The sequence below is a fragment of the Tabrizicola sp. genome (genome assembly GCF_030694085.1).
Lineage (GTDB): Bacteria > Pseudomonadota > Alphaproteobacteria > Rhodobacterales > Rhodobacteraceae > Tabrizicola.
The window spans coordinates 531,864-552,104 of sequence record NZ_JAUXZE010000035.1; the positions used below are offsets into that span (position 1 = coordinate 531,864).

Sequence of the window (20,241 nt, forward strand, 5' to 3'; positions counted from 1 at the left end):
CAACACGGATTGATCGCTGCGGCCTTTCCCCGGCTTGGCGCGTGGAATATGACGTGCGCTAACAATCACAGGGGCAGATGATGCAGGTGGATACGCAGGCGCGGCGCGCGCGGTGGGCGGTGGCGGCGATGTTCCTGGCGAACGGCTTCGTCATGGGTGCCTGGGCGCCGCAGATCCCGCTGCTGATGCCGCGTCACGACGTGACCGAGTCGGCGTTGGGGCTTCTGATTCTGGTCCTGGGCCTCGGCGCGGTTTCGGCGATGCTCTTTGCCGGGCGGTTGATCAGCCTTTATGGCGGGCGTCGAGTGCTGTCGCTGTTCTCTCTGGCGCTGATCCCGGTGCTGCCGATGGTCGTCTTTTCGCCGAATCTGTGGCTGCTTGCACTGTTCATGGCGATATTCGGCGCGATGGCGGGCTGCATGGACGTGGCGATGAACGCACAGGCCGTGGTGATCGAACGGCGGCTGAACCGGGCGATAATGTCGTCGTCGCATGGGTTCTGGAGCTTGGGCGGCTTCATCGGCGGTTCGGCCGGGGCCTGGGTCATCGCCCATTGGGGGTCCGAGGTGCAGTCGCTGCTGACTGCAGGCCTGGTTGCGATGATCGTCGTTGCGGCGATGCCCTTCCTCTTGCCCGAAGAGTCGAGGCCGGTGGTGCTTGATGCTGCGCCCACACCGAAGACCAAGCTGTTCCCGAAGGATTTCCACGTCTGGCTTTTGGGCTTCCTGGCGCTGGCCTCGATGGTGCCAGAAGGCGCGATCCTCGACTGGGCGGCGATCTACATGCAGAAGGAACTGGGATCGGATGTCTTCGTGTCGGGCCTTGGCTTCGCGTTCTTTGCCGGGGCGATGGCACTGATGCGCTTTCTGGGCGATACGGTCAGGAACCGGTTCGGAGCGGTGCGCACATTGCGGATCTCGGGCTGGCTCGGGGCGGCGGGGATGATGGGCGGGGCGGTGGCCACGCAAGACTGGATGGTCATCGTCAGCTTCTTCATTGCGGGCCTGGGGATCGCCAACATGGTGCCGATCCTGTTCTCGGCTGCCGGGAACCATCCGCGGCTGCCGGCGGCAAGCGCGATCTCTATCGTCACGATGGTCGGCTACTGCGGCATCCTTGTCGCACCGTCGACGATCGGTTTCGTGGCCGAGCATGTGGGTTTCCGTCCCACCTATGCCGGGCTGTCGCTGATCCTGATCCTGGTGGCACTGCTGGCAATGCGGGCGGCGGATGCGGATGGCGCGAAAGTGCTGACCCCGGCAGAGGGGCAGCCGGCGTAAGGTTGGCTGCCGCGCTTTGCGCCGCGGCCGGTTCGGTGTGGGCCGGAGTGGCCCCGGTCGCGGGGGCGAACCGCTCGCGGGCGCGAAGCCTGCCCCGGTCCATCTTTGACATAAGCTGAGACACCGGCCGGGACACCGGCCCTTACACCAGCTTCGGCACCGGGCTTTGACACCGGGTTTCGACGCGGAGGAGCTTGACGGTCTGGACGGCTGCGTTGCCGCGATGCGGGGAGCCGAGGCGGGACGTCAGGCCTGCACCTCCGGCTCCTGACCTGGACCGGCGCGGCGGCGCGTGTTTCGAGACCCGGCCCGGACGCAGGCGGGCGAATCGCCCGCCCACAGGCGCCTCAGGCCGCGAGCGTCTCGACCGTCGTCAGCGTCGCGAAATCGGCCCCGAGAAGCGACAGGGTTACCCGCAATACGGTGCCCGCGTCGATCTGGCCTCCGTCATGGGCGGGCAGGTCGAAGCCCAGAAGGGCGTCCTGCGGCAAAAGGACCGTGTAGCCAAGGTCCGAGGCCTGCCGGACCGTAGAGGTCACGCAGAACGCGGCAACCGCCCCGGCGACCACAAGCTCGGTGATACCCTGCCCCCTCAGATGGGCATCAAGGCCGGTGCCGTGGAAGGCCGAAGAGCCATGTTTCCACACCACCATCTCACCGGCCTGGGGGACGGCGCAGGGCATCGGCTCGGCCCCCGGCAAGCCCTTGCGGAACGGGGAGTCAACGCGGGGGTCGTCATGCAGGACATGGATCACCGGCGTGCCGGTCGCGCGGGCCTGGGACAAAAGTGCTTCGATGCGGTCGGGCGCATCCGGCGTCGCGGTGGGGCGGCCCTCGCGGATACGGTCGGCCATGCCCTGCTGCATGTCGATGACAAGGACCGCTCTCATGGCGCACCCATGTAGTCGCGCTTGCCAAGGTCGATCCCGTTGTGGCGCAGGATGTCGTAGGCGGTGGTGATGTGGAAGAAGAACTGCGGCAGGGCGTAGAAGGACAGGAACTCGTCACCCTTCAGCACCATGTCGCGGCCCCCAGCCTTGAAATGCACCTCGCGGGTGTCGGCATGGGCGAAGTCGGCGGCCTGGAAACTGCCCATGTAGCCGCGCGCTGCGGCTATGCGGTCCTTCAGCTCGGCAAAGCTGGTCTCGGTGTCGGGGAAGCCTTTCGGCTCTTGCCCCGCCAGCCTCGCGGTGCCGCGGGCGGCGAAGTCGCAGGCCAGCTGGACTTGGCGGGTGAAGGGAAACATGTCAGGGAAGAGCCGGGCCGCAAGGATCACCTCGGGCTTGATCTTCTTCGCCTCGCAATGCGAGTCGGCCTTGTCGAGGATCGTGGCGAGGGCGGAAAGAAAGCGGTCGAAGACGGCGACGGAACGACGGTGCATTTGGGGCTCCCTTAAGCATCCCGCAAACCCTAGCCGGACGGCCGGCAATCGTCGAGTGGCGGTACTGGTAGACTGGAAAGCTGGTTGGATTGGGCTGGTATGGCATCTACCGGGCCGGTTCCGGATCCACGGATCTGACGGATCAGTCCACTTGCAACGCCAAACGGTCCGGGCCTACAGTCTGGATCATTTGGCGATGAGCAGAAGACCCGCATTCGCGTACCGCAACTTGCCCGGGTGTGCCATGAACGAGACCCAGCCACCTGAATCGCAACGGACCTGGCTTGACCAGGTGGCCGAGGACCTGCTGGGCGACCGGCTGCCGAAGCACTTTGGCACCGGCTGGTATTCTGGCCTGCTGGGTCTTTTCCTGTCGGTCGGCAGCTTCCTGGCGGTTCTGGTGTTCCACTTTCCCCAGTGGCTGACGCTGTCCGAAACCGCCCCCCGCTATCCGGTCGAGACGATGCGCGCGCTTCTCGCGCTGGCGATCATGGCCGGCTATCTGTTTTCGGCGATCAACGTGATTCTGCGCCCGTCGAAACGGCTGGGGCTGACGGGCCTTGTCTTCTGCTTGGCGGCGGTCCTGGGCGGTGGCAGCAATGTCGAGGTCGGGAGTGGCGACGCGCTGTTCCGGGTTGGCATCGACTGGTTCATCCTGAACATCGTCCTGTTGGCGCTAATCTTCGTGCCGCTGGAGCGCGCGCTGCCCCTGCACCGGGACCAGGGAATCTTCCGTCCCGGATGGACCACGGACGGGATCTATTTCCTGTCCAGCCATATCGCGGTCGAGTTGATGACCTTCTTCACGCTCCTGCCAGCGACAGTGGTGGCGCAGACCGTCCACGCCCAGGTTTCAGGCCTGAACCCGGACCGGCTGCCGCTGGTCGTCGAGGTCTTCTGTGTGATGCTGGTCGCCGATCTGGCGCAGTACTGGGTCCACCGGGGGTTTCACCGGATCCGCTGGGCCTGGCCGTTCCATGCGATCCACCATTCGTCGCGGCAGCTGGACTGGATTGCCGGGTCGCGGCTGCATGTGGTGGACATCATCGTCACCCGGGGGTTGACGCTGACTCCGCTTCTGGTGATCGGCTTTTCGCAGCAGGCACTGTACATCTGGCTGGTGATCATCGCGGTGCAGGCGACGCTGAACCACGTGAACATCCGCTTTGACGTGCCGGGCCTGAACCAGCTACTGGTGTTGCCGCGCTTTCATCACTGGCACCACGCGGTGGAGCCGATCGACCGGAACTTTGCCGTGCATTTCCCCTGGATCGACCGGCTGTTCGGGACCTTCCACCTGCCCCAGCGCGACTGGCCGCCCGAGACCGGGATCGCTGGCGATCCGGTCCCGCCCGAGTTCCTGCGGCAGTTGACCTGGCCGTTCCGGCGGTGATCCCGGGCTGTTGGCCTTGGGTCAGACCCCCAGGCACCAGCGCATGATGGCTTTCTGGGCGTGCAGGCGGTTTTCGGCTTCGTCGAAGATCACCGAATGGGGACCGTCCATCACCGCGCTGGTCGCCTCGTCGTTGCGGTGGGCGGGCAGGCAGTGCATGAAAAGCGCGTCGGGCCTGGCGCGGGACATCAGCTGCTCGTTCACCTGGTAGGGGCGCAGCTGGTTGTGGCGGCGTTCCTTGGCGGATTCGGGGTCATGCATCGAAACCCAGGTGTCGGTGACGACAAGGTCGGCGCTTTCGACAGCGGTGAAAGGGTCGCGCTGGATCGTCACCTTGCTTCCCCTGTCGCGGGCGAAAGCGACGAACTTGTCTTCGGGGTCCAGCGTTTCCGGCCCGGTGAAGGTGAAGTCGAAGCCGAACTGGCCGGCGGCGTGCAGGAAGCTGGCCGCCACGTTGTTGCCGTCGCCGCACCAGACGACCTTCTTGCCGGCGATGGGACCGCGGTGCTCCTCGTAGGTCATGATGTCGGCCATGATCTGACAGGGGTGGGTGCGGTTCGTCAGGCCGTTGATGACCGGCACGGTGGCGTGTTCGGCCATCTCCAGCAGGGTCGCCTCCTCGAAGGTGCGGATCATGATCAGGTCGACGTAGCGCGACAGGACGCGCGCGGTATCGGCGATGGTCTCGCCGTGACCGAGCTGCATTTCCTTGCCGGAGAGGACCATCGTCTCGCCGCCCATCTGGCGGACGCCCACGTCGAAGGAGACGCGGGTGCGGGTCGATGGTTTTTCGAAGATGAGCGCGACCATCCGGCCCTTGAGCGGGGTCTCGTCATCGGGCGAGCCCTTGGGGCGGCCATTGCGCGCCGTCTTCATCGCCTGGGCGCTGTCGATCATGGCCCGAAGCTGGGCGGGGTCGGTCTTGTGGATGTCGAGGAAGTGGTTCATTTTGTTTCGCTTTTTGGGCCCGTGGGATCGGGGGCTTGCGCCGCCCCCGAACCCCGCGGGATATTTGGGCAAAGATGAATTCAGGCGGGTTGTTCCAGGCGGGTGGCGGCCTGGTCGAGGCGGTTGAGGGCCTCGGCGATGTCGGCGTCGGGGATGTTGAGCGCCGGGAGAAGGCGCAGGACATTATCTGCGGCGGCCACGGTGAGGACACCGGCCTCGTAGCCGGCCTTGACCACCTCGGTCGGGGCGGGCTTGCACTTGAGGCCAAGCATCAGGCCCTCGCCCCGCACGCCTTCGAAGACCTGCGGGTGGCGGGCGACGAGGCTTTCAAGGCCCTGGCGCATCAGCGCACCCTTGCGGGCAACCTCGGCCAGGAAGGCGGGGTCGGAGATGAGTTCGACGACCTTGGCACCGACGGCGCAGCCGAGCGGATTGCCGCCGTAGGTCGAGCCGTGGGTTCCGGCGGTCATGCCCGAAGCGGCGTGTTCGGTGGCCAGGACCGCGCCCAGGGGGAAGCCGCCGCCGATGCCCTTGGCGACCATCATGATGTCGGGGGTGACGCCCGCCCATTCATGCGCGAAAAGGCGGCCGGTCCGGCCCATCCCACATTGCACCTCATCGAAGATGAGAAGCGTGCCGGTCTGGTCGCAGAGGTCGCGCAGCCCCTTCAGGCACTGATCGGGGACGACGCGGATACCGCCCTCGCCCTGGATCGGCTCAATAATGACGGCGCAGGTCTGGTCGGTGATCGCAGCACGAATGGCGGCGTGGTCGGCGTCGGACGTGGGCCATTTCAGATGCTTGAATCCGGGCATCAGGGGGCCGAAGCCCTTGACCATCTTCTCGGACCCGGCGGCCGCGATGGCCCCGGTGGACCGCCCGTGGAAAGCGCCCTCGAAGGCGATGATCTCGATCCTTTCGGGCTGGCCGGCGTCATGGTGGAACTTGCGCGCCATCTTGATCGCCAGCTCGGCGGTTTCGGTGCCGGAGTTGGTGAAGAAGACCGTGTCGGCAAAAGTGGACTCGGTCAGTAGCTTCGCCAGCCGCTCCTGCTCGGGGATCGTGTAGACGTTAGAGACGTGCCACAGCTTCTGTGCCTGGTCCGTCAGCGCCTGCACAAGCGCGGGATGCGCGTGGCCCAGCGCGTTCACGGCGATCCCCGAGCCGAGGTCGAGGTATCGGCGGCCGTCGTCGGTCCAGAGCCAGCTGCCCGCGCCCTTCACGAAGGCAAGCGGCGCGCGGTTGTAGGTCGGCAGAACGGACGGGATCATGGGCATGTCCTTGCAGGTGAAGGCCAATGGGTGCCTGACGGCTGGCCGGGAGTCAACGAAGGGGAAGGCGGATGACGCGAGCGGGGCGCCGGGGACAGCGGGATGCGGCGTCAGACGCTACGGCGTCGGCGCGCGGCGAAGATATGGAGGGTCCCGGTCTTCATGCCTGAGCGATAGCCGGAAGTCGCCGGTGGGTAAAGCCGATTCGAGGGGGTGACTGACTGGCGTTTTCGCTGGAAATGACCTGTAAAGGCTGGCAAGGCAGGATTGGGGGACGAAGGGGCCGACGGTCTCGGGAACAGGGCGACAGCAACACCGGAGATTTCGGGCGGGCATGGTTGCGGAACGCATCATTGTCGGCGTCTATGCGCTGGACGATGTGCTGCTGCCACGGGCGGCCGCCGGTCAGGGCTGGCCGCTTCGCCTGGCCGACCAGGACCCGGCGCTTGCCCCCGGAGCCAAGAGGTTCGACCTGATCCTTGAGGTCACGGCGGAGGGGCTGGCCCTGGCAGAGCCTGCGGCGCTTGCGACGGCAAGCCATGCGGCAGGACTGCGGGTCGCCATCGAGCCGGTTCCCGGTCGTACGGGATTGTATCTGGTCAGGGTCGGCCCGAAGCCCGTGGCAGTCGCAGTGGCCGGAAGCTGGCAGTCGGCCCTGCTGCCCGGAGAGGTGCAGGCCGAGGCGGTTGCGGCCTATGTCGCAGGCACGCTGATCGACACGCCGGACAGACCCCGCGCGGTCGAGACCTTGGTTGTGGGCGACGTGGTGACCACTTTGGCCAATGGCTCGAGGCCGCTGCGCTGGGTGGGGCGGCGGCGGGTCTCGGCGCTGGAACTGCTGGCCCATCCCGCGCTGCGGCCGGTGGAATTTGCAGCAGGGACCGTGGGCAACACGCGGCCGTTGGTGGTGTCGCCGCAGCAGCGGATGCTGATCGACGACTGGCGGGCCGAGGTCTATTTTGGCGAGGACCGGGTGCTTGTCGCCGCTCAGGCGCTGGTCGATGACCAGGCGGCGCGGGTGGTCCTGCCCGCAGAGGGTGTCGAATACGTGGTCCTGCTGTGCGACCGGCACGAGCTGCTTTTGGCCGAAGGGGCGCTGTCCGAAAGCTTTCATGCGGGCGAGATGGGGCTGTCGGGCCTGACTGCGGCAGAGCGGGCCGAGGTCGAGGCAGTGATCCCGGAGGCCGAGCTTCTGCGGCGGCGGGCGGCATTCCCCATCGTGCGCAACGCCGAAGCGCGGGCGCTTCGACTTTAGCCGGCGCAGACCGCGGCCAGCATCCGAATGATCGGTGGGTAATAGGCGGCGTCGAAGCCGGCTTCATTCTGCAGGACCGACAGGAAGCAGGCGACGCGGCCCGTTTCAGGGTTGGCCACCAGGTACTGCCCGCCATAACCGCCGTGGCCAACCCAGATGCCGTCGGTATTGGTCTGGTTGGAATAGCGCAGATGCGCGCGGGGGGCGGGCATCGTGACACCGCCGCGACGTGTGGACTCCAGAAAGGCGGCAGAGCCGAAGGGCTGACCATCCGCCCCCTGCCCCTTCCGTGCGATCAGCGCGCCGTAGCGGCAGAGGTCCCGCGCGGTCAGGCAGATCCCACCACTGAAGATTGGCATCCCCTGGCGGTCGGTCCCGATGTGCAAGGCCCCCTCGATCCCCGCCGCATCCGCCAGGTCAGCAAGCCAGAGCCGCAGCGGCCGCCCGCCGCGCGCCTCGGCGGCCAGCATCAGGACATCGGTGTTGGCGCTTTTGTAAAGACTGGTGCCCGTCGGGTTTCGGGTGTCGCTGGCCCCTTCCGCAAGGCCGATGGCCGCCAGCAAGTCGCGGATCGCGGGTTCCGGCCCCTTGGGCAGCCGCATGCCCATCGCCTCCTCATGCAGAAAGGCGGTGGTGTCAGGGTTGGTGTAATCCTCGTCATAGGCGTTATGGACGTTCATGTTGGCAACGTCCTGCACCGTGGCGCCGTGATAGCCTGGGCCGATCCGGGGCAGGATGTCGCCCAGGGTTTCATCCATGCCGATCCGCCCGTCCTCCCACAGGCGGCCCAGGATCAGGTGCGCGACCAGCTTGGAGATCGACATGATCGCGTGTGGCTGGTCTGGCGCGAAGTCGGGGGCATAGGATTCGTAGAGCAGGCGGTTGCCCTCGGTCACCGCCATCGCGGAAAACCAGGGCAGCGCGGTCAGCCGGCACACATCGGCGCGCTGGGGGATCGAGAGGTCGGCGGACAGGCGCAGGTCAAGGACGCGGGCCGCGCGGAAGGTCTGGGTGTAGCGGGCGACCCGGTGCAGGCTGTGGAAGCCCTGCCGCCGGTTGGGGGCCGAATTCCAGTGCGGGTGCCGGTCGGGACCGACAGCAAGATCGGGGGTCGGATGGGTGGTAAGCGGCATGGGGGGAACTCCTGCATCACACAAAGAGTGGGAGGCGGGCCGAGAGGGAGCAAGTCAGGCGGGCCTGACGTCGGCGCACGGCTGCGTTACCTTGTGGGCGCTTTTCGTGCAGAAGCCCGGCGTGAACGAGGATGCCCGAAACGGGATGCCCGACGCCAGGGGATCGCCCGGCGCTGATTGCCGCGGTCTGCGACGAAGGCCGCCGAAGGGGCTGCAGCGCGACCTGGGGGCGGACAGAGGCGGACCAAGGTCTTGCACGGGGCCCCGGACGGGGGTCCTGGACGGGGGTCCTATGCGGTGGTGGGCGGGCAGGAGACGACAGGCGTCGTGATGGTGGAATGGGGCGAAGCCGAGGCGTAACGCGCAATCGCAAGAGCCACCCTTGCGGCCCCCTGCCCCGGACGGATACAATGCCCGGATATTCAAGACAGGCGGAGATCGGGATGTCCTGGACGGACGAGCGTGTCGAGACGCTCAAGCGCATGTGGAACGAGGGCCAGTCGGCCAGCCAGATCGCCAAGGAGCTGGGTGGAGTCACCCGCAATGCGGTGATCGGCAAGGTCCATCGCCTTGGCCTGTCGAACCGGGTTGGCGGCAAGGACGAAGAGGAAGAGGGCGGAGCGGCCCCCGCTCCGGCCCAGGCCGCCAAGGCAGAGCCTGCGCCGCGACCGGACCCGGCACCTGCCGCCCCTCGCGCCGAAGCGCCGCGTGCGGCTGCGCCCGCCGCTCCGGCAGCTTCGGCCTCGAATGTGACGCCGCTTCCGGTCCGCAAGGCGATTGTCCCGGCCGGCCAGCCGCTGCCACCGCAGCCCAGCCTGAACGAGATCAGCCCAGAGGCACTGGCGTCTGTCCGCGAAGTGGAAAAGCGCGCGCGGAAGCTCACGCTGATGGAGCTGACGGAACGGACCTGCAAATGGCCGATTGGCGACCCGGCAACCGACGATTTCTGGTTCTGCGGCCTGCCCAGCCTGCCCGGCAAACCTTACTGCGAGGCCCATGTCGGCGTCGCCTTCCAGCCGATGAGCGCCCGTCGCGACCGTCGCCGTTAGGCCCGCCCGGACGGACGTGAAAGCCGGTGCCGCAGGGCACCGGCTTTTTCTTTGGGTCAGTTCCCGTTCAGGATCTCTTCCAGCGCCTTCACGGCCTGGTCTTCCAGCGCCTTCGTCGCCGCGTCCTTGGCCGCATCGCCCAGGCTTTTGTCGGGTGCGACTTCGACGCCCAGTTCCTCGCGCAGGCGCCTCTCCAGCTCGGCCTTGGCGGCGGCTTCGGCGGCCTTGGCCTCGGCCTCCAGACGCGCAGCCACGGCCTTGGCCTCGGCCTCCATCTTCTCGCGGGCGATGGATTCCAGGTCCAGCCGGAAGCTGGGGTCAGCCCAGGGTCCGGTGATGAGCAAGGGCACCATCACCCCGCCGCTGCCATCCTCGGCCGCCAGCGCGGTTGGGCGAAGCCGGTAGTTCAGCCTGCGTTCACCAAGGCCAAATTCGCCAGACCCCGAGGCCGTGACATAGGGCGCGACAAGCTTGAGGTCGCTATTGGACAGTACGCCCCGCGCAATCGAATAGGTTCCGGCAAGGCCGTCAAACACGGTCTTCTGACCTTCGCCGACAAAACCGGGGTCCAGGGTCCGCAGCATCCCGGCGATGTCCAGCCCGCGTAGCTCGCCCCGAGCCAGTTCCAGCGCACCCTTTCCTTCAAGGCTTTTCATGATCGCGTCGACGGAATTGCCCACGCCAAGAAACTCCAGCTCGACATCGGCGGTCGAGACCAGCCGGTCCCAGCCTGCAAGGTCGGTCAGCAGGGGCTGGGTCTGCAGGCCGGCAAAGACAAGCCTGCCGCCGACCGACAGCCCACCGCGCCCGTTCACAACGAAATCGCCCGTGATCTGGCCGTCGTAGGCCTGCATCTCGCGGATGTCGATCACTGCGCGGGCGCGGTCCACCGTCACCAGCGCGCGGGTCTGGCCCAGTTTCAACACGCCCAGATCGATCGAGGGTGCCGACAGTGCGACCTCGGCGTCCAGAGCGCCCAGCGCCGAAACGTCGATCTCGCCCTCGGGCCAGCCTGCGGCCTCCATCCCGCCGGCCTTGCCGCCGCCCAGCTCGCCCTCGGGGCCAGTGCCGATTGCGAGGGGACCCGCAGCCAGCGTGCCTTTAAGCAGCGGTCGCGCCTCCCTGGGCAGGAGATCGAGGTCGCCCTTCAGCTGGTTCTGGTCAGCCACGATCTCGGCCCCGCGCAGGAAGGCCGCGCCGGTGCCGTCCAGCGTCAAGGTGCCGGTGATCTGCAGCTTGTCCTGCCCCAGACCGGGGTGCGGGCGCGACAGCTCTGATCCCGTCAGCGCGCCCAGGGCTGGCAGATCGGCAAGGTCAGCGACAAGCGCGCCCTCGGCAACCACCGGCGCATAGCCCCCGCGACCGTCGAAACTAAGCTTTGTGCCGCCCGCCGTCAGTGTCGCCGTGACCGGCACCACCCGGCCCAGCGCAAAGGCAGAGAAGACCCCGCCCGACAAATCCAGCGCCACCGCCTGCCCACCGGAGAGGCCCCTGGCCGTCAGTGCGAATGGACCCGAGAAATCCGGGATCGACAGGGTCGCATCCACCTCGTCCAGCGCGATCTTGCGGCCCGACTGGCGGTCGACATAGCGGATGGTGCCGCCGCTGATGGTGCCTTCGTCCAGCGTGAAGCCCGTGGCCGGGGCCGGGACCGAGCCTGCGCCGCCCCCGGTTCCGGCGGCAAAGGCCCAGTTCGCCTCGCCCTCGGCGTTGCGTTCCAGGTTGATCTCGGGCCGGTCGGCGGCCAGACCGAGGATCTTCACCTCGCCCCCGAACAGCGCACCGAAGTTCACGTCGATCGACAGGCCCTGCGCCTGAAACAGTGGCTGGTCGCTCTCCGCCCATTCGGCATTGGCGATGCTGACCGGCCCGGTCGAGACGCCCAGCGAGGGCCAGAGCCGGGGCGAGACCTCGCCCTGCAACTGCAGCTTGCGCCCGGTCATCGCTTCGAACTGCGAGGAAACCGCTTGGGCCACCCGCTCGGCCGGCACCATCGCGCCAAGCCCCAGGCCCAGGACCAGAAGCACAGCCAGAGTAACCCCGACCCGGACGATCCAGCGCATGCTCAACTCCTCGGAGATTTTCTTGTTTTGCCGAAGTCTAAGCCCCCCGGCGGCGGGATGCCAAGTCGGGGGGACCGGACTGGCATCAAATGGCCGAGAGGGCGGGCTTTCCACAGAGGTCGGCGCAGAGTATAGGGCGAAGCCATGTCCGAGAACCCGCCGCTCCTCCGCCCCGACCTTGCCCGCGCCCTGGTGCCAGATACCCGGCGTTCCGGCCAACCGACCATCGGCATGGTCAGCCTTGGCTGCCCGAAGGCGCTTGTGGACAGCGAGCGGATTCTGACGCGCCTGCGGGCCGAGGGCTACGCGATCAGCCCCGACTACCAGGGGGCCGACGCGGTGATCGTGAACACCTGCGGTTTCCTTGACAGCGCCAAGGCCGAAAGCCTGGAAGCCATTGGCGAGGCATTGCAAGAAAACGGCCGGGTGATCGTGACGGGCTGCCTGGGGGCGGAACCCGAATATATCACCGGCGCGCATCCCAAGGTGCTGGCAGTGACCGGCCCGCATCAATACGAGGCGGTGCTGGACGCCGTCCACAGCGCAGTGCCCCCCGCGCCCGACCCGTTCATCGACCTTCTGCCCGCGACGGGCGTCAGCCTGACCCCGCGCCACTACAGCTATCTGAAGATTTCCGAAGGCTGTAACCACAAGTGCAAGTTCTGCATCATCCCCGACATGCGCGGGCGACTGGTCAGCCGCCCCGCCCATGCTGTGCTGCGCGAGGCGGAAAAGCTGGTCGAAGCCGGGGTGAAAGAGCTGCTGGTGATCTCGCAGGACACCAGCGCCTACGGTGTCGACCGCAAGCACGACCTCTCGCCCTGGAAGGGGGGCGAGGTGCGCGCCCATGTCACCGACCTCGCGCGCGAGATGGGCAAGCTTGGCGCCTGGGTGCGGCTCCACTACGTCTACCCCTACCCCCATGTGCGCGACCTGATCCCGCTGATGGCTGAGGGGCTTGTGCTGCCCTATCTCGACATCCCCTTCCAGCACGCCCACCCCGAGGTGCTGAAGCGCATGGCCCGCCCCGCCGCCGCCGCGCGGACCCTGGACGAAATCGCCGCCTGGCGCGCCATTGCCCCGGACCTGACCCTGCGGTCGACCTTCATCGTCGGCTACCCCGGCGAGACCGAGGCCGAGTTTCAGACCCTTCTCGACTGGCTGGACGAGGCGCAGCTCGATCGCGTCGGCTGCTTCCAGTACGAGAACGTTGCAGGGGCAAGGTCGAACGACTTGCCCGACCACGTGTCTGCCGAGGTGAAGCAGGATCGGTTTGATCGCTTTATGGAAAAGGCCCAAGCAATTTCCGGGGCGAAACTGGCTGCAAAGGTTGGAAAAGTGCTAGAGGTGATCGTGGACGAGGTCGACGAGGACGGCGCCACCTGCCGCACCAAGGCCGACGCGCCCGAGATCGACGGCAACCTCTTCATCGACGAGGGCTTCGAGGCACTGACCCCCGGCGACCTCGTCCAGGTCATGGTGGACGAGGCCGGGGAGTATGACCTCTGGGGTCGGCTGGTGTGAGCGATCTCGGCCCGCGGGTTTGGCGCATCTTTCGACGCACGATCTACTGACATGTAACCAACCCAGAAATCGGTAACACAGACCATTCATTCGACGAGCAGTTCGCACGGCACCTGCTGGGAACACACATTTACGCACTGGCGGCTTTGGCACTTGATCTGGCTGAGTTTCGACCCGTCAACGAAATGGCCAGCATGACAAAAGACGAAAGCGGAAACCTTTCTGCTGTCTTCGGCGTCCTGGTGGCAGAGAAAGTCATCGAAACACTTGGAAGCCCAAGTTAGTTTCCAATCTCTGCGGCAGCCTGACGCCTTCCATCCGGTCCACGCCGGACTACCTTCGGCCCATGACCCAGGAAACCCGCGTCCTTTACAATGAAACCTGCCCGGTCTGCCGGTTCGAGATCGACGCCTATCGCCGCCGCTCTGTGACGGAGGGGCTGCCGATCCGTTTCGACAAGATCGACCGGGCCGAAGATTGGGGGCTGACGGCGGACCGTGCTGCCCGGCAGTTGCATGTCTGGCAGGACGGACGGGTGCTGTCAGGGATGCCCGCGTTCCGCGCGCTCTGGTCCGCGATGCCGCGGTGGCGCTGGCTTGCCAGGGTGACGGACTGGCCCTTGGTCCGGCCCTTTACCGATGTCCTGTATGACCGCATAGCCGCGCCGCTTCTGTACAAGGCGCATCTGCGTCGGCAACGCAAGCAGGCCCCGACCGATCCGGCCGGGACCCCGTGACAACGATCACACCCAGTAGGGCGGGACGCCATAGTAGTCGTAGTTGCGCCGCTGGTAGTCGCGGTCGTCATACCAGTCGTCGCTCCATGCCGGGGCACCGGTCAGTTGCTCTTGCGTGATGTCGGTGACGAACCCGCCCAGATCGGTGTCATAGCTCAGCTTCTTCCACGGCACCGGATGGTGGCCCTCGCCAATTCCGAGAAAACCGCCGAAGCCCATGACCGCATAGGCGATCTGGCCGGAAACCTTGTCGATCATCAGGTGGTCGATGTGGCCCAGATGATCACCGCTGGGGCTATAGACCGAAGTGCCGTTCACATCGGCGCTGGAGACCATCGAGGAGGTGGAGCTGTGGCCGGACGCGGGGACACGGTCGGCGAAGGGGGCGTCTTGCATGGGGAAGCCTCTCTGCATTGGGGGTTTTCCACACAACCGCCGCAGACAGCGTTTGTTCCCTAGCCCAGCAGGACCACGCCCCAGGCCACCCCCGCCGCGATGGCAGCAAGCGCCACGCAGGCCGAGCCGCAGTCCTTGGCCTTCTTCGCCCGCGGGTCCGGGCCCGGCGAGACCATGTCCACCACTTCCTCGACGGCGGTGTTGATCAGTTCGGCCGCAAGGATCAACAGGCCCAGCGCCAGGATCAGGGCACGTTCTCCGGGGGTCAGGTCCAGCGTGCAGGCCAGCGCGGCGGAGATCAGATTGGCCAAGGTCCACTGCCGCAAAGTCTTTTCCGTGGCCCAGGCTGCGCGGAAGCCTTGCCAGGACCAGATCACCGTATTTGCCAGCCGACGCGCCTCGCCCCGCAACATATCCCGCATGTGTCCCCCCGTTTTCGCCGGAGGTTAGCCCCGGATGCCCAATGCGCCAAGCACCCAGGGAGAGCCGTTTCACCCCCGGCGCAGGATGCCCACCAGCCAGAGCACGGCCCCAAGAAGGATCGCGCCTTCAAGGACCGGGAAGATCGGCCCGATCGCTTCCCCGGCCACCCGGCCCGACATCATCAGGAAAAGACCGACCAGAAGCCCCAGTGCGCCCACCTGGTGCAGCCAGAAATGCACCCTGGGCAGCGCACCGTCAGCCAAGGCCGGGACAAAGCGGTAACCGATGCCGAAAACGGTCATCAGCGTGAAGCCCAGCAGGTTGATATGGGCATGGACTGGCGCCAGTGAGTGATCGCCGCTGCCCCCCATGTAGGAGCCCAGAACAATGCCCACCACAAGGTAGACCGCACCCATTACCAGGAACCCGCGCGAGATGTTCATGTCCGTTCCCTCGTTGACCGGGCTCTTTTGGCCCGTGGTCGAAGATTAGCAGATCGCCCACTGCGGGGCCAAGAAATTGATGCAGGGATTGGAATGTATCAGCGCTGGTCGCGCAACGCCGCCAAAGCCGCACGGGTGCAGGTCACGATATGGGCGAAGCGGTCGCCGCCCAGGTTGACTCCGCCATACCATCGCGTGACCACGACGATGCAATCCGGCACGGCCTCGCGTTCCAGCATCTTCAGGATGACCGCGCCCGCCCCGGCCTCGCCATCGTCATGCTTCAGCGGGCCGCCGTCGGCCAGAAGCGCCGCCCAGGAATGATGCGTTGCCTTGCCGAACTTGCGCCGGCCACGAAGGGTTGTCAGAAAAGTGTCGATGTCTGACTTCGACCGCACCCTGCCAGCTGCGGCGGCATAACGCGACCCACGGTCCCGCAGGATGTCTTCCAGAACAATCATCGACAGACGTCGTAAGGAAAAATGGGGCAGCGGACCAGAGGGGATGGTCCACCGCCCCGTTCACCCGACGTCCGCGTCGGCAGGCCGCAGAGTGAATTCCTGCGCCGGACCTTAACCCAGGGCCTCGATCCCGGCCTTGTTCGGACAGAAGTCCGGCATCGCATGGGCTGGCCCGGACCGGACCAACCACCGTTCACACTCCTCGCCACGACCGCAGGCGGCGCAGCGGGTGATCAGATGTTCAAGCTCATCGCGCTGCAGCCAACCTTCAACCACGGCGCGCGGCAGGTTCACCCCGGAAATCCGCGCCATGCCGCGGGTCAGCCACCATGCCTTCGGTGCCTCTGGATACCCGATCATCGCAAAACCTCCTGGTCGACACCAAGCCATGCTGCCCAAGGTCGCGTCGGTCCGCATTGACCCAGATCAAGAGCCCCGCAACCGCCGCACTGTCGCCTCGACCAGCGCCTTGCGCTGCGCGTTCGGGGGATGGCTGCCCAGGAACTTGTCGCCGGGGTCGGGCAGCCGGTCGAAAAAGCCGGACCCGCGTATCGGATCATAGCCCGCGAAGAAGGCGATCTCGGCGCCCAGGGCATCGGCTTCCAGTTCGAACTCCTTGGAATAGCTCCGCGCTGCGACTTCGGCGCCCATGTTCTGCGCGGCGCGGATCTCGTCGGGTGACAGGCCGCTGGCCTGCGCGAGGACTCCGGCAAGCAGCGCGCCCGACAGCGCCTGATCATTGCGCTTGGGGATGTGGCCCGCGATGTGATGCGCTGCTTCGTGGCCAAGGACGAAGGCAAGCTCGTCAGGGTTCCGGGCATCCGCGATCAGCGCCAGAGTGAAGCCGATGATTGGGCGACCCGTCCGGTCCAGGGTCTGGAACGCGTTCGGCGGCTGGCCCGGCCGGTCATCCACCACGATGCGGAAGTCGCAGTTCGCTGCCACGCTGCGCTGACGGCAGTAGCTTTCTGCCACGGGTTCGACCCGGCTGAGCACGGTCAGGAAATTCTCCGCCGCCGCGCGGGCGGGCTGGACCTGCCCGACGGGTGCGGGCGGCAGGGCCGGAGGCGCGGGATAGGTCGCAACACAGCCGCCCAGGGCCAGAAGCAGGGCGGCAAGCAGGGGAAGACGCATGGGGGACCTCGAGCGGATTTTGGCAAGGGTAGCAAATCGGCGGGCGGGGGAAAGGGCGGCTCACGCAAGCGTCATGCTTGCGGCGGCCCGGCCTTGGGGTTAGCCTGCGGTCATGTTCACCATCGAGCACGAATTCGACGCAACGGTCATCACCCTGGTCGACGAGGGCGAGGATGCCCCCCTGCTGGAAGACATCGTGATCAATGCCTTCGAGGATTGCGTCACGCTTGAACAGGTCGACCCCCAGACCGACGAGGTACTGCGCATCACCTTCTCGACGACCCAGCTTCGTGATCTTGCCGCTGCCCTGAACTTGCCCGAGGGCAGCTACCGGCTTGAGCGGAAGGTCCCGTAATCGGGGCTAATCCAGTCGGAACAGCTTGTCGCGCGCCGTCGCACCGCGGACCAGGGTAAGGCGCGTCTTCGCAACCCCAATCGCCTTGGCCAAGGCCGCCCGTGCGGCCTCGGTCGCCTTGCCGGCCTCGGGCGTCTCGGTCACGGCAATACGGATCTGGCCGTCGATGAGCTCCACTCCCGCGCGGCGGGCGTTCGGGGTGACACGGATCGCGATTGTGGCACCGGGTTGGGCCAGGTGGGAAAGCTCGGTCATGCCGCCTTGAAATCCGGGCGCGCGGGTCGGGGCAAGGCAAATCTTTTCAAAAGATCTTCAAAATCCTTCGAAGGATCTTGGCGCCCGGCCGCACCGTCTGGCCAATCACCCCCGCCGCCCCTAATCTTGACCCAAAGGGAGACGCCCATGACCACCGCCTTTTTCTGGGACGAACGCTGCTTCTGGCATGGCGGCGGCAACTATGCCTTCACGCTTCCCGTCGCGGGCCTGGTGCAACCGACGCCCGGCGGTCTGCCGGAGAACCCCGAGACCAAGCGCCGCCTGCGCAACCTGATCGAGGTCACGGGACTGACCCGCCATCTGTCGATGCGCGGGGCCGAACCTGCCACGCGGCAGGACCTTCTCCGCGTCCACCCCGAGAGCTATCTTTCGGCCTTCAAGGCAGCATCGGACGCGGGCGGGGGCGAGCTTGGTCTGCGCACACCTTTCGGAGCGGGCGGCTACGAGATCGCGGCGCTGTCGGCCGGTCTGGCGAAGGCTGCCCTGCTGGCCGTGCTGACGGGCGAGGTGCGCAACGCCTATTCCCTGTCGCGTCCCCCCGGCCACCATTGCACCGCCGATTTTCCGAACGGCTTCTGCCTGATGAACAACATCGCCATTGCCATCCGCGCTGCCCAGGCTGAAGGGCTGGTCCGCAGCGTCGCCGTGATCGACTGGGACGTCCATCACGGCAACGGAACCGAGGCGATCTTCTGGGACGACCCCGATGTCCTGACGATCAGCCTGCATCAGGAGCGGAACTATCCGCTCGACACTGGCGGGGTGGAAGCGACGGGTGGTCCGAAGGCCCGCAGCGCAAACGTGAACCTGCCCCTGCCGCCCGGCACCGGGCACACAAGCTATCTCTATGCGATGAAGCGCGTGGTCCTGCCCGCACTTTCCCGCTTCAGGCCCGACGCGATCATCGTCGCCTGCGGCTTCGATGCCGCCGCTGTCGATCCTCTGGGCCGGATGCTGTGTACCGCCGACACGTTCCGCGCCCTGACCCGGATGGCGATGGACGCAGCCGACGCGCTGTGCGACGGCCGCCTGACGCTTGTCCATGAGGGCGGCTATTCCGAGGTCTATGTCCCCTTTTGCGGCCATGCCGTTCTGGAGGAACTCAGCGGCTCGGACATCGCCGCAGCTGACCCCCTTGCCGCAACGCTCGCCAAACGCCAGCCCGACGCCCGCTTTGATGCCTTTGTGCGGGGTTGGATCGACGAGGCGGCAACCGCCCTGGGCCTCTGAGCCGGGAACAGGCGTCCGGCCCGGCCGTTGGTCCATACCCAACGCTGCGAGGACGTCATTCTCCCAGAAACCGCCGACCGCGTGCCCGCTCGGCCGTCGAGGGCTGACGTCTCCGGGTGCTCTGGCGGGCAGCCGTGGAAACCCCTATCCTTCCGGTCGACATCCTGCCCGAAGGTCCGACATGCCCACCCGCAACGACGCCGCCCTCGTCTTCCTTAAGTCCCGCCGATCGCGGCCCGCGAAGCTGTTCTCCTTCCCGGTCCCCAGCCGCGACGAGGTCGAAGAGATCCTGACCGCCGCCACCCGCGTGCCCGATCATGGCAAGCTGGAACCCTGGCGGCTGGTCGTGGTTCAGGGCGCGGCTTTCCGGCGGCTGGCCGACCTGGCCGAAGCGCGCGCCCGCGAACAGGGAGGCGATGACGAGAAGATCGCCAAGGGCCGCGGCCAGTACGATCTGGGCAAGCTCGCCGTCGTGGTGATCGCCTCGCCCAAGGCCTCGCCCAAGATCCCGGCAACAGAGCAACTCCTGTCCGCAGGCGCGCTCTGCCTTGGCATCGTCAATTCCGCCGAGGCTGCGGGCTGGGGTGCGTCATGGCTGACAGGCTGGACCGCACATGACGCCACCTTCGCCGCCCGCGCCTTTGGCTGTACTGACGGCGAGTACGTCGCCGGCGTCATCCACATTGCCACCCCGCCCGAGGATGGACCCGACCGGCCGCGCCCGGATCTCAGCCGCATCGTCACCTGGGTCGAGGCGTGATCTTCGCCGCCTTCTTCAAGGCCGTTGGCCAGCTGGGAGACCGCCGTTTCCGCCGCGTCGCGATCCTGGGTGTCCTGCTCGCCCTCGCGCTGCTCTTCGCGGTCTACGCGCTGTTCCTGCAACTGGTCTGGTGGCTGTCGCCCGACCAGATCGACTTGCCGGTGATCGGCCCCGTCACCGGAATGGACACGCTTCTGGGCTGGACCTCGGTCCTGTTCATGATCGGGCTTTCGGTCTTCCTGATGGTCCCCGTCGCCACGGCCTTCACGGGATTGTTCCTGGAGGACGTGGCCGACGCCGTCGAGGACCGGCACTACCCGCAGCTCTCACCCGCCACGCCGCCCGGTTTCTTCGAAGGGCTGCGCCAGTCCGTCAACTTCCTGGGACTGGTACTTGCGGTGAACATCGGCGCGCTGTTCGTCTACCCCTTCCTCGGCCCGTCGATCCCACTGGCCTTCTGGGCGCTGAACGGTTTCCTGCTGGGGCGGGAGTACTTCACTCTCGTCGCACTTCGCCGCCTGCCGCCGTCCGAGGTGAAGGCGATGCGCCGCCGCAACCGCTGGACGCTTTGGGCTGCGGGCACCTTGATGGCGGCGCCGCTGTCAGTCCCGATCCTGAACCTGGTGATCCCAGTTCTGGGGGTTGCGACCTTCACGCACCTTTATCATCAACTTGCCAGCGCCGGGCGGTAACGCGACCCAAATTTCTTGAGCAAGAAATTTGTCAAAAT

At 66.6% G+C, this 20,241-nt stretch carries 23 protein-coding genes; 10 read left to right on the top strand and 13 right to left on the bottom strand.

Annotated elements, in window-relative coordinates:
• The first annotated feature begins 80 nt into the window (after nt 1-80).
• Nucleotides 81-1,280 (top strand): MFS transporter, encoded by a 1,200-nt coding sequence (locus Q8M85_RS07655; RefSeq protein WP_305542442.1) that lies wholly within the window; start codon nt 81-83, stop codon nt 1,278-1,280.
• A gap of 347 nt (nt 1,281-1,627) precedes the next feature.
• Here the strand turns inward: Q8M85_RS07655 and Q8M85_RS07660 are convergent, their stop codons facing one another.
• Nucleotides 1,628-2,170 (bottom strand): cysteine hydrolase family protein, encoded by a 543-nt coding sequence (locus tag Q8M85_RS07660; RefSeq protein WP_305542445.1) that lies wholly within the window; start codon nt 2,168-2,170, stop codon nt 1,628-1,630.
• A complete protein-coding gene (locus tag Q8M85_RS07665; RefSeq protein ID WP_305542448.1) occupies nt 2,167-2,661 on the bottom strand; it encodes a DUF1993 family protein in 495 nt (164 codons plus the stop codon). The genes Q8M85_RS07660 and Q8M85_RS07665 overlap by 4 nt, the downstream gene beginning before the upstream one ends.
• Nucleotides 2,662-2,905: 244 nt before the next feature.
• Here Q8M85_RS07665 and Q8M85_RS07670 point away from each other — a divergent pair, with 244 nt between their 5' ends.
• Nucleotides 2,906-4,054 (top strand): sterol desaturase family protein, encoded by a 1,149-nt coding sequence (locus Q8M85_RS07670; protein WP_305542451.1) that lies wholly within the window; start codon nt 2,906-2,908, stop codon nt 4,052-4,054.
• 21 nt (nt 4,055-4,075) lie between these two features.
• Here Q8M85_RS07670 and argF read toward each other — a convergent pair whose 3' ends face one another.
• A complete protein-coding gene (gene argF, locus Q8M85_RS07675; RefSeq protein ID WP_305542453.1) occupies nt 4,076-5,002 on the bottom strand; it encodes an ornithine carbamoyltransferase in 927 nt (308 codons plus the stop codon).
• Nucleotides 5,003-5,082: 80 nt separating this feature from the next.
• Nucleotides 5,083-6,273, bottom strand: a complete 1,191-nt coding sequence (locus tag Q8M85_RS07680) for an aspartate aminotransferase family protein (protein ID WP_305542456.1) — start codon at nt 6,271-6,273, stop codon at nt 5,083-5,085.
• 334 nt (nt 6,274-6,607) lie between these two features.
• Between Q8M85_RS07680 and Q8M85_RS07685 the strand changes: the two genes are divergently transcribed.
• Complete coding sequence (locus Q8M85_RS07685; RefSeq protein WP_305542459.1) at nt 6,608-7,528, top strand: Hint domain-containing protein; 921 nt, start codon at nt 6,608-6,610, stop codon at nt 7,526-7,528.
• Here the strand turns inward: Q8M85_RS07685 and Q8M85_RS07690 are convergent.
• Nucleotides 7,525-8,661 carry a serine hydrolase gene (locus Q8M85_RS07690; protein WP_305542462.1) on the bottom strand — a complete coding sequence of 379 codons (1,137 nt, stop codon included), beginning with the start codon at nt 8,659-8,661 and terminating at the stop codon, nt 7,525-7,527. The genes Q8M85_RS07685 and Q8M85_RS07690 overlap by 4 nt on opposite strands.
• 443 nt (nt 8,662-9,104) lie before the next feature.
• Between Q8M85_RS07690 and Q8M85_RS07695 the strand changes: the two genes are divergently transcribed.
• On the top strand, nt 9,105-9,710 hold the full coding sequence (locus tag Q8M85_RS07695) for a GcrA family cell cycle regulator (protein ID WP_305542465.1): 606 nt from the start codon (nt 9,105-9,107) through the stop codon (nt 9,708-9,710).
• 56 nt (nt 9,711-9,766) lie between these two features.
• Here Q8M85_RS07695 and Q8M85_RS07700 read toward each other — a convergent pair whose 3' ends face one another.
• Nucleotides 9,767-11,773, bottom strand: coding sequence for an AsmA family protein (locus Q8M85_RS07700; RefSeq protein WP_305542468.1), 2,007 nt, complete (start codon nt 11,771-11,773; stop codon nt 9,767-9,769).
• Between the two features lie 144 nt (nt 11,774-11,917).
• Between Q8M85_RS07700 and rimO the strand changes: the two genes are divergently transcribed.
• Together rimO and Q8M85_RS07710 are read left to right on the top strand one after the other, a co-directional pair.
• On the top strand, nt 11,918-13,297 hold the full coding sequence (gene rimO / locus Q8M85_RS07705; RefSeq protein WP_305542471.1) for a 30S ribosomal protein S12 methylthiotransferase RimO: 1,380 nt from the start codon (nt 11,918-11,920) through the stop codon (nt 13,295-13,297).
• A 346-nt stretch (nt 13,298-13,643) separates the two neighbouring features.
• On the top strand, nt 13,644-14,033 hold the full coding sequence (locus Q8M85_RS07710) for a thiol-disulfide oxidoreductase DCC family protein (RefSeq protein WP_305542474.1): 390 nt from the start codon (nt 13,644-13,646) through the stop codon (nt 14,031-14,033).
• A gap of 6 nt (nt 14,034-14,039) precedes the next feature.
• On the opposite strand, the gene Q8M85_RS07715 is transcribed toward Q8M85_RS07710, so the two are convergent.
• The 6 genes from Q8M85_RS07715 to Q8M85_RS07740 all read right to left on the bottom strand — a co-directional run bounded on the left by Q8M85_RS07715 (nt 14,040) and on the right by Q8M85_RS07740 (nt 16,890).
• A complete protein-coding gene (locus Q8M85_RS07715) occupies nt 14,040-14,369 on the bottom strand; it encodes a PRC-barrel domain-containing protein (protein WP_305543006.1) in 330 nt (109 codons plus the stop codon).
• Nucleotides 14,370-14,488: 119 nt separating this feature from the next.
• Nucleotides 14,489-14,851 (bottom strand): diacylglycerol kinase, encoded by a 363-nt coding sequence (locus Q8M85_RS07720; protein ID WP_305542476.1) that lies wholly within the window; start codon nt 14,849-14,851, stop codon nt 14,489-14,491.
• 69 nt (nt 14,852-14,920) lie between these two features.
• Nucleotides 14,921-15,295, bottom strand: coding sequence for a hypothetical protein (locus tag Q8M85_RS07725; RefSeq protein WP_305542479.1), 375 nt, complete (start codon nt 15,293-15,295; stop codon nt 14,921-14,923).
• Between the two features lie 98 nt (nt 15,296-15,393).
• A complete protein-coding gene (locus Q8M85_RS07730) occupies nt 15,394-15,756 on the bottom strand; it encodes a YigZ family protein (RefSeq protein ID WP_305542482.1) in 363 nt (120 codons plus the stop codon).
• Between the two features lie 111 nt (nt 15,757-15,867).
• Complete coding sequence (locus Q8M85_RS07735) at nt 15,868-16,116, bottom strand: DUF6455 family protein (RefSeq protein WP_305542485.1); 249 nt, start codon at nt 16,114-16,116, stop codon at nt 15,868-15,870.
• Nucleotides 16,117-16,182: 66 nt separating this feature from the next.
• Nucleotides 16,183-16,890, bottom strand: a complete 708-nt coding sequence (locus tag Q8M85_RS07740) for a M48 family metallopeptidase (protein ID WP_305542488.1) — start codon at nt 16,888-16,890, stop codon at nt 16,183-16,185.
• Between the two features lie 112 nt (nt 16,891-17,002).
• Between Q8M85_RS07740 and Q8M85_RS07745 the strand changes: the two genes are divergently transcribed.
• Nucleotides 17,003-17,245: a hypothetical protein gene (locus Q8M85_RS07745; RefSeq protein ID WP_305542491.1), complete on the top strand. Its 243-nt coding sequence runs from the start codon at nt 17,003-17,005 to the stop codon at nt 17,243-17,245.
• Between the two features lie 6 nt (nt 17,246-17,251).
• Here the strand turns inward: Q8M85_RS07745 and Q8M85_RS07750 are convergent, their stop codons facing one another.
• Nucleotides 17,252-17,500, bottom strand: a complete 249-nt coding sequence (locus Q8M85_RS07750) for a DUF167 domain-containing protein (protein ID WP_305542494.1) — start codon at nt 17,498-17,500, stop codon at nt 17,252-17,254.
• Nucleotides 17,501-17,647: 147 nt separating this feature from the next.
• Between Q8M85_RS07750 and Q8M85_RS07755 the strand changes: the two genes are divergently transcribed.
• The 3 genes from Q8M85_RS07755 to Q8M85_RS07765 all read left to right on the top strand — a co-directional run bounded on the left by Q8M85_RS07755 (nt 17,648) and on the right by Q8M85_RS07765 (nt 20,203).
• Nucleotides 17,648-18,751, top strand: a complete 1,104-nt coding sequence (locus tag Q8M85_RS07755) for a class II histone deacetylase (RefSeq protein WP_305542497.1) — start codon at nt 17,648-17,650, stop codon at nt 18,749-18,751.
• 181 nt (nt 18,752-18,932) lie between these two features.
• Nucleotides 18,933-19,511, top strand: a complete 579-nt coding sequence (locus Q8M85_RS07760; RefSeq protein ID WP_305542500.1) for a nitroreductase — start codon at nt 18,933-18,935, stop codon at nt 19,509-19,511.
• Nucleotides 19,511-20,203, top strand: coding sequence for an EI24 domain-containing protein (locus Q8M85_RS07765; RefSeq protein WP_305543009.1), 693 nt, complete (start codon nt 19,511-19,513; stop codon nt 20,201-20,203). Before Q8M85_RS07760 ends, Q8M85_RS07765 begins: the two co-directional genes overlap by 1 nt.
• Nucleotides 20,204-20,241 lie beyond the last annotated feature (38 nt).

Bases quoted from the DNA above. Each gene is read 5' to 3' on its own strand.
- Q8M85_RS07655 (WP_305542442.1), top strand. From the start codon at position 81: ATGCAGGTGGATACGCAGGCGCGGCGCGCGCGGTGGGCGGTGGCGGCG.
- Q8M85_RS07660 (WP_305542445.1), bottom strand. From the start codon at position 2,170: ATGAGAGCGGTCCTTGTCATCGACATGCAGCAGGGCATGGCCGACCGT.
- Q8M85_RS07665 (WP_305542448.1), bottom strand. From the start codon at position 2,661: ATGCACCGTCGTTCCGTCGCCGTCTTCGACCGCTTTCTTTCCGCCCTC.
- Q8M85_RS07670 (WP_305542451.1), top strand. From the start codon at position 2,906: ATGAACGAGACCCAGCCACCTGAATCGCAACGGACCTGGCTTGACCAG.
- argF (WP_305542453.1), bottom strand. From the start codon at position 5,002: ATGAACCACTTCCTCGACATCCACAAGACCGACCCCGCCCAGCTTCGG.
- Q8M85_RS07680 (WP_305542456.1), bottom strand. From the start codon at position 6,273: ATGATCCCGTCCGTTCTGCCGACCTACAACCGCGCGCCGCTTGCCTTC.
- Q8M85_RS07685 (WP_305542459.1), top strand. From the start codon at position 6,608: ATGGTTGCGGAACGCATCATTGTCGGCGTCTATGCGCTGGACGATGTG.
- Q8M85_RS07690 (WP_305542462.1), bottom strand. From the start codon at position 8,661: ATGCCGCTTACCACCCATCCGACCCCCGATCTTGCTGTCGGTCCCGAC.
- Q8M85_RS07695 (WP_305542465.1), top strand. From the start codon at position 9,105: ATGTCCTGGACGGACGAGCGTGTCGAGACGCTCAAGCGCATGTGGAAC.
- Q8M85_RS07700 (WP_305542468.1), bottom strand. From the start codon at position 11,773: ATGCGCTGGATCGTCCGGGTCGGGGTTACTCTGGCTGTGCTTCTGGTC.
- rimO (WP_305542471.1), top strand. From the start codon at position 11,918: ATGTCCGAGAACCCGCCGCTCCTCCGCCCCGACCTTGCCCGCGCCCTG.
- Q8M85_RS07710 (WP_305542474.1), top strand. From the start codon at position 13,644: ATGACCCAGGAAACCCGCGTCCTTTACAATGAAACCTGCCCGGTCTGC.
- Q8M85_RS07715 (WP_305543006.1), bottom strand. From the start codon at position 14,369: ATGGTCTCCAGCGCCGATGTGAACGGCACTTCGGTCTATAGCCCCAGC.
- Q8M85_RS07720 (WP_305542476.1), bottom strand. From the start codon at position 14,851: ATGCGGGATATGTTGCGGGGCGAGGCGCGTCGGCTGGCAAATACGGTG.
- Q8M85_RS07725 (WP_305542479.1), bottom strand. From the start codon at position 15,295: ATGAACATCTCGCGCGGGTTCCTGGTAATGGGTGCGGTCTACCTTGTG.
- Q8M85_RS07730 (WP_305542482.1), bottom strand. From the start codon at position 15,756: ATGATTGTTCTGGAAGACATCCTGCGGGACCGTGGGTCGCGTTATGCC.
- Q8M85_RS07735 (WP_305542485.1), bottom strand. From the start codon at position 16,116: ATGATCGGGTATCCAGAGGCACCGAAGGCATGGTGGCTGACCCGCGGC.
- Q8M85_RS07740 (WP_305542488.1), bottom strand. From the start codon at position 16,890: ATGCGTCTTCCCCTGCTTGCCGCCCTGCTTCTGGCCCTGGGCGGCTGT.
- Q8M85_RS07745 (WP_305542491.1), top strand. From the start codon at position 17,003: ATGTTCACCATCGAGCACGAATTCGACGCAACGGTCATCACCCTGGTC.
- Q8M85_RS07750 (WP_305542494.1), bottom strand. From the start codon at position 17,500: ATGACCGAGCTTTCCCACCTGGCCCAACCCGGTGCCACAATCGCGATC.
- Q8M85_RS07755 (WP_305542497.1), top strand. From the start codon at position 17,648: ATGACCACCGCCTTTTTCTGGGACGAACGCTGCTTCTGGCATGGCGGC.
- Q8M85_RS07760 (WP_305542500.1), top strand. From the start codon at position 18,933: ATGCCCACCCGCAACGACGCCGCCCTCGTCTTCCTTAAGTCCCGCCGA.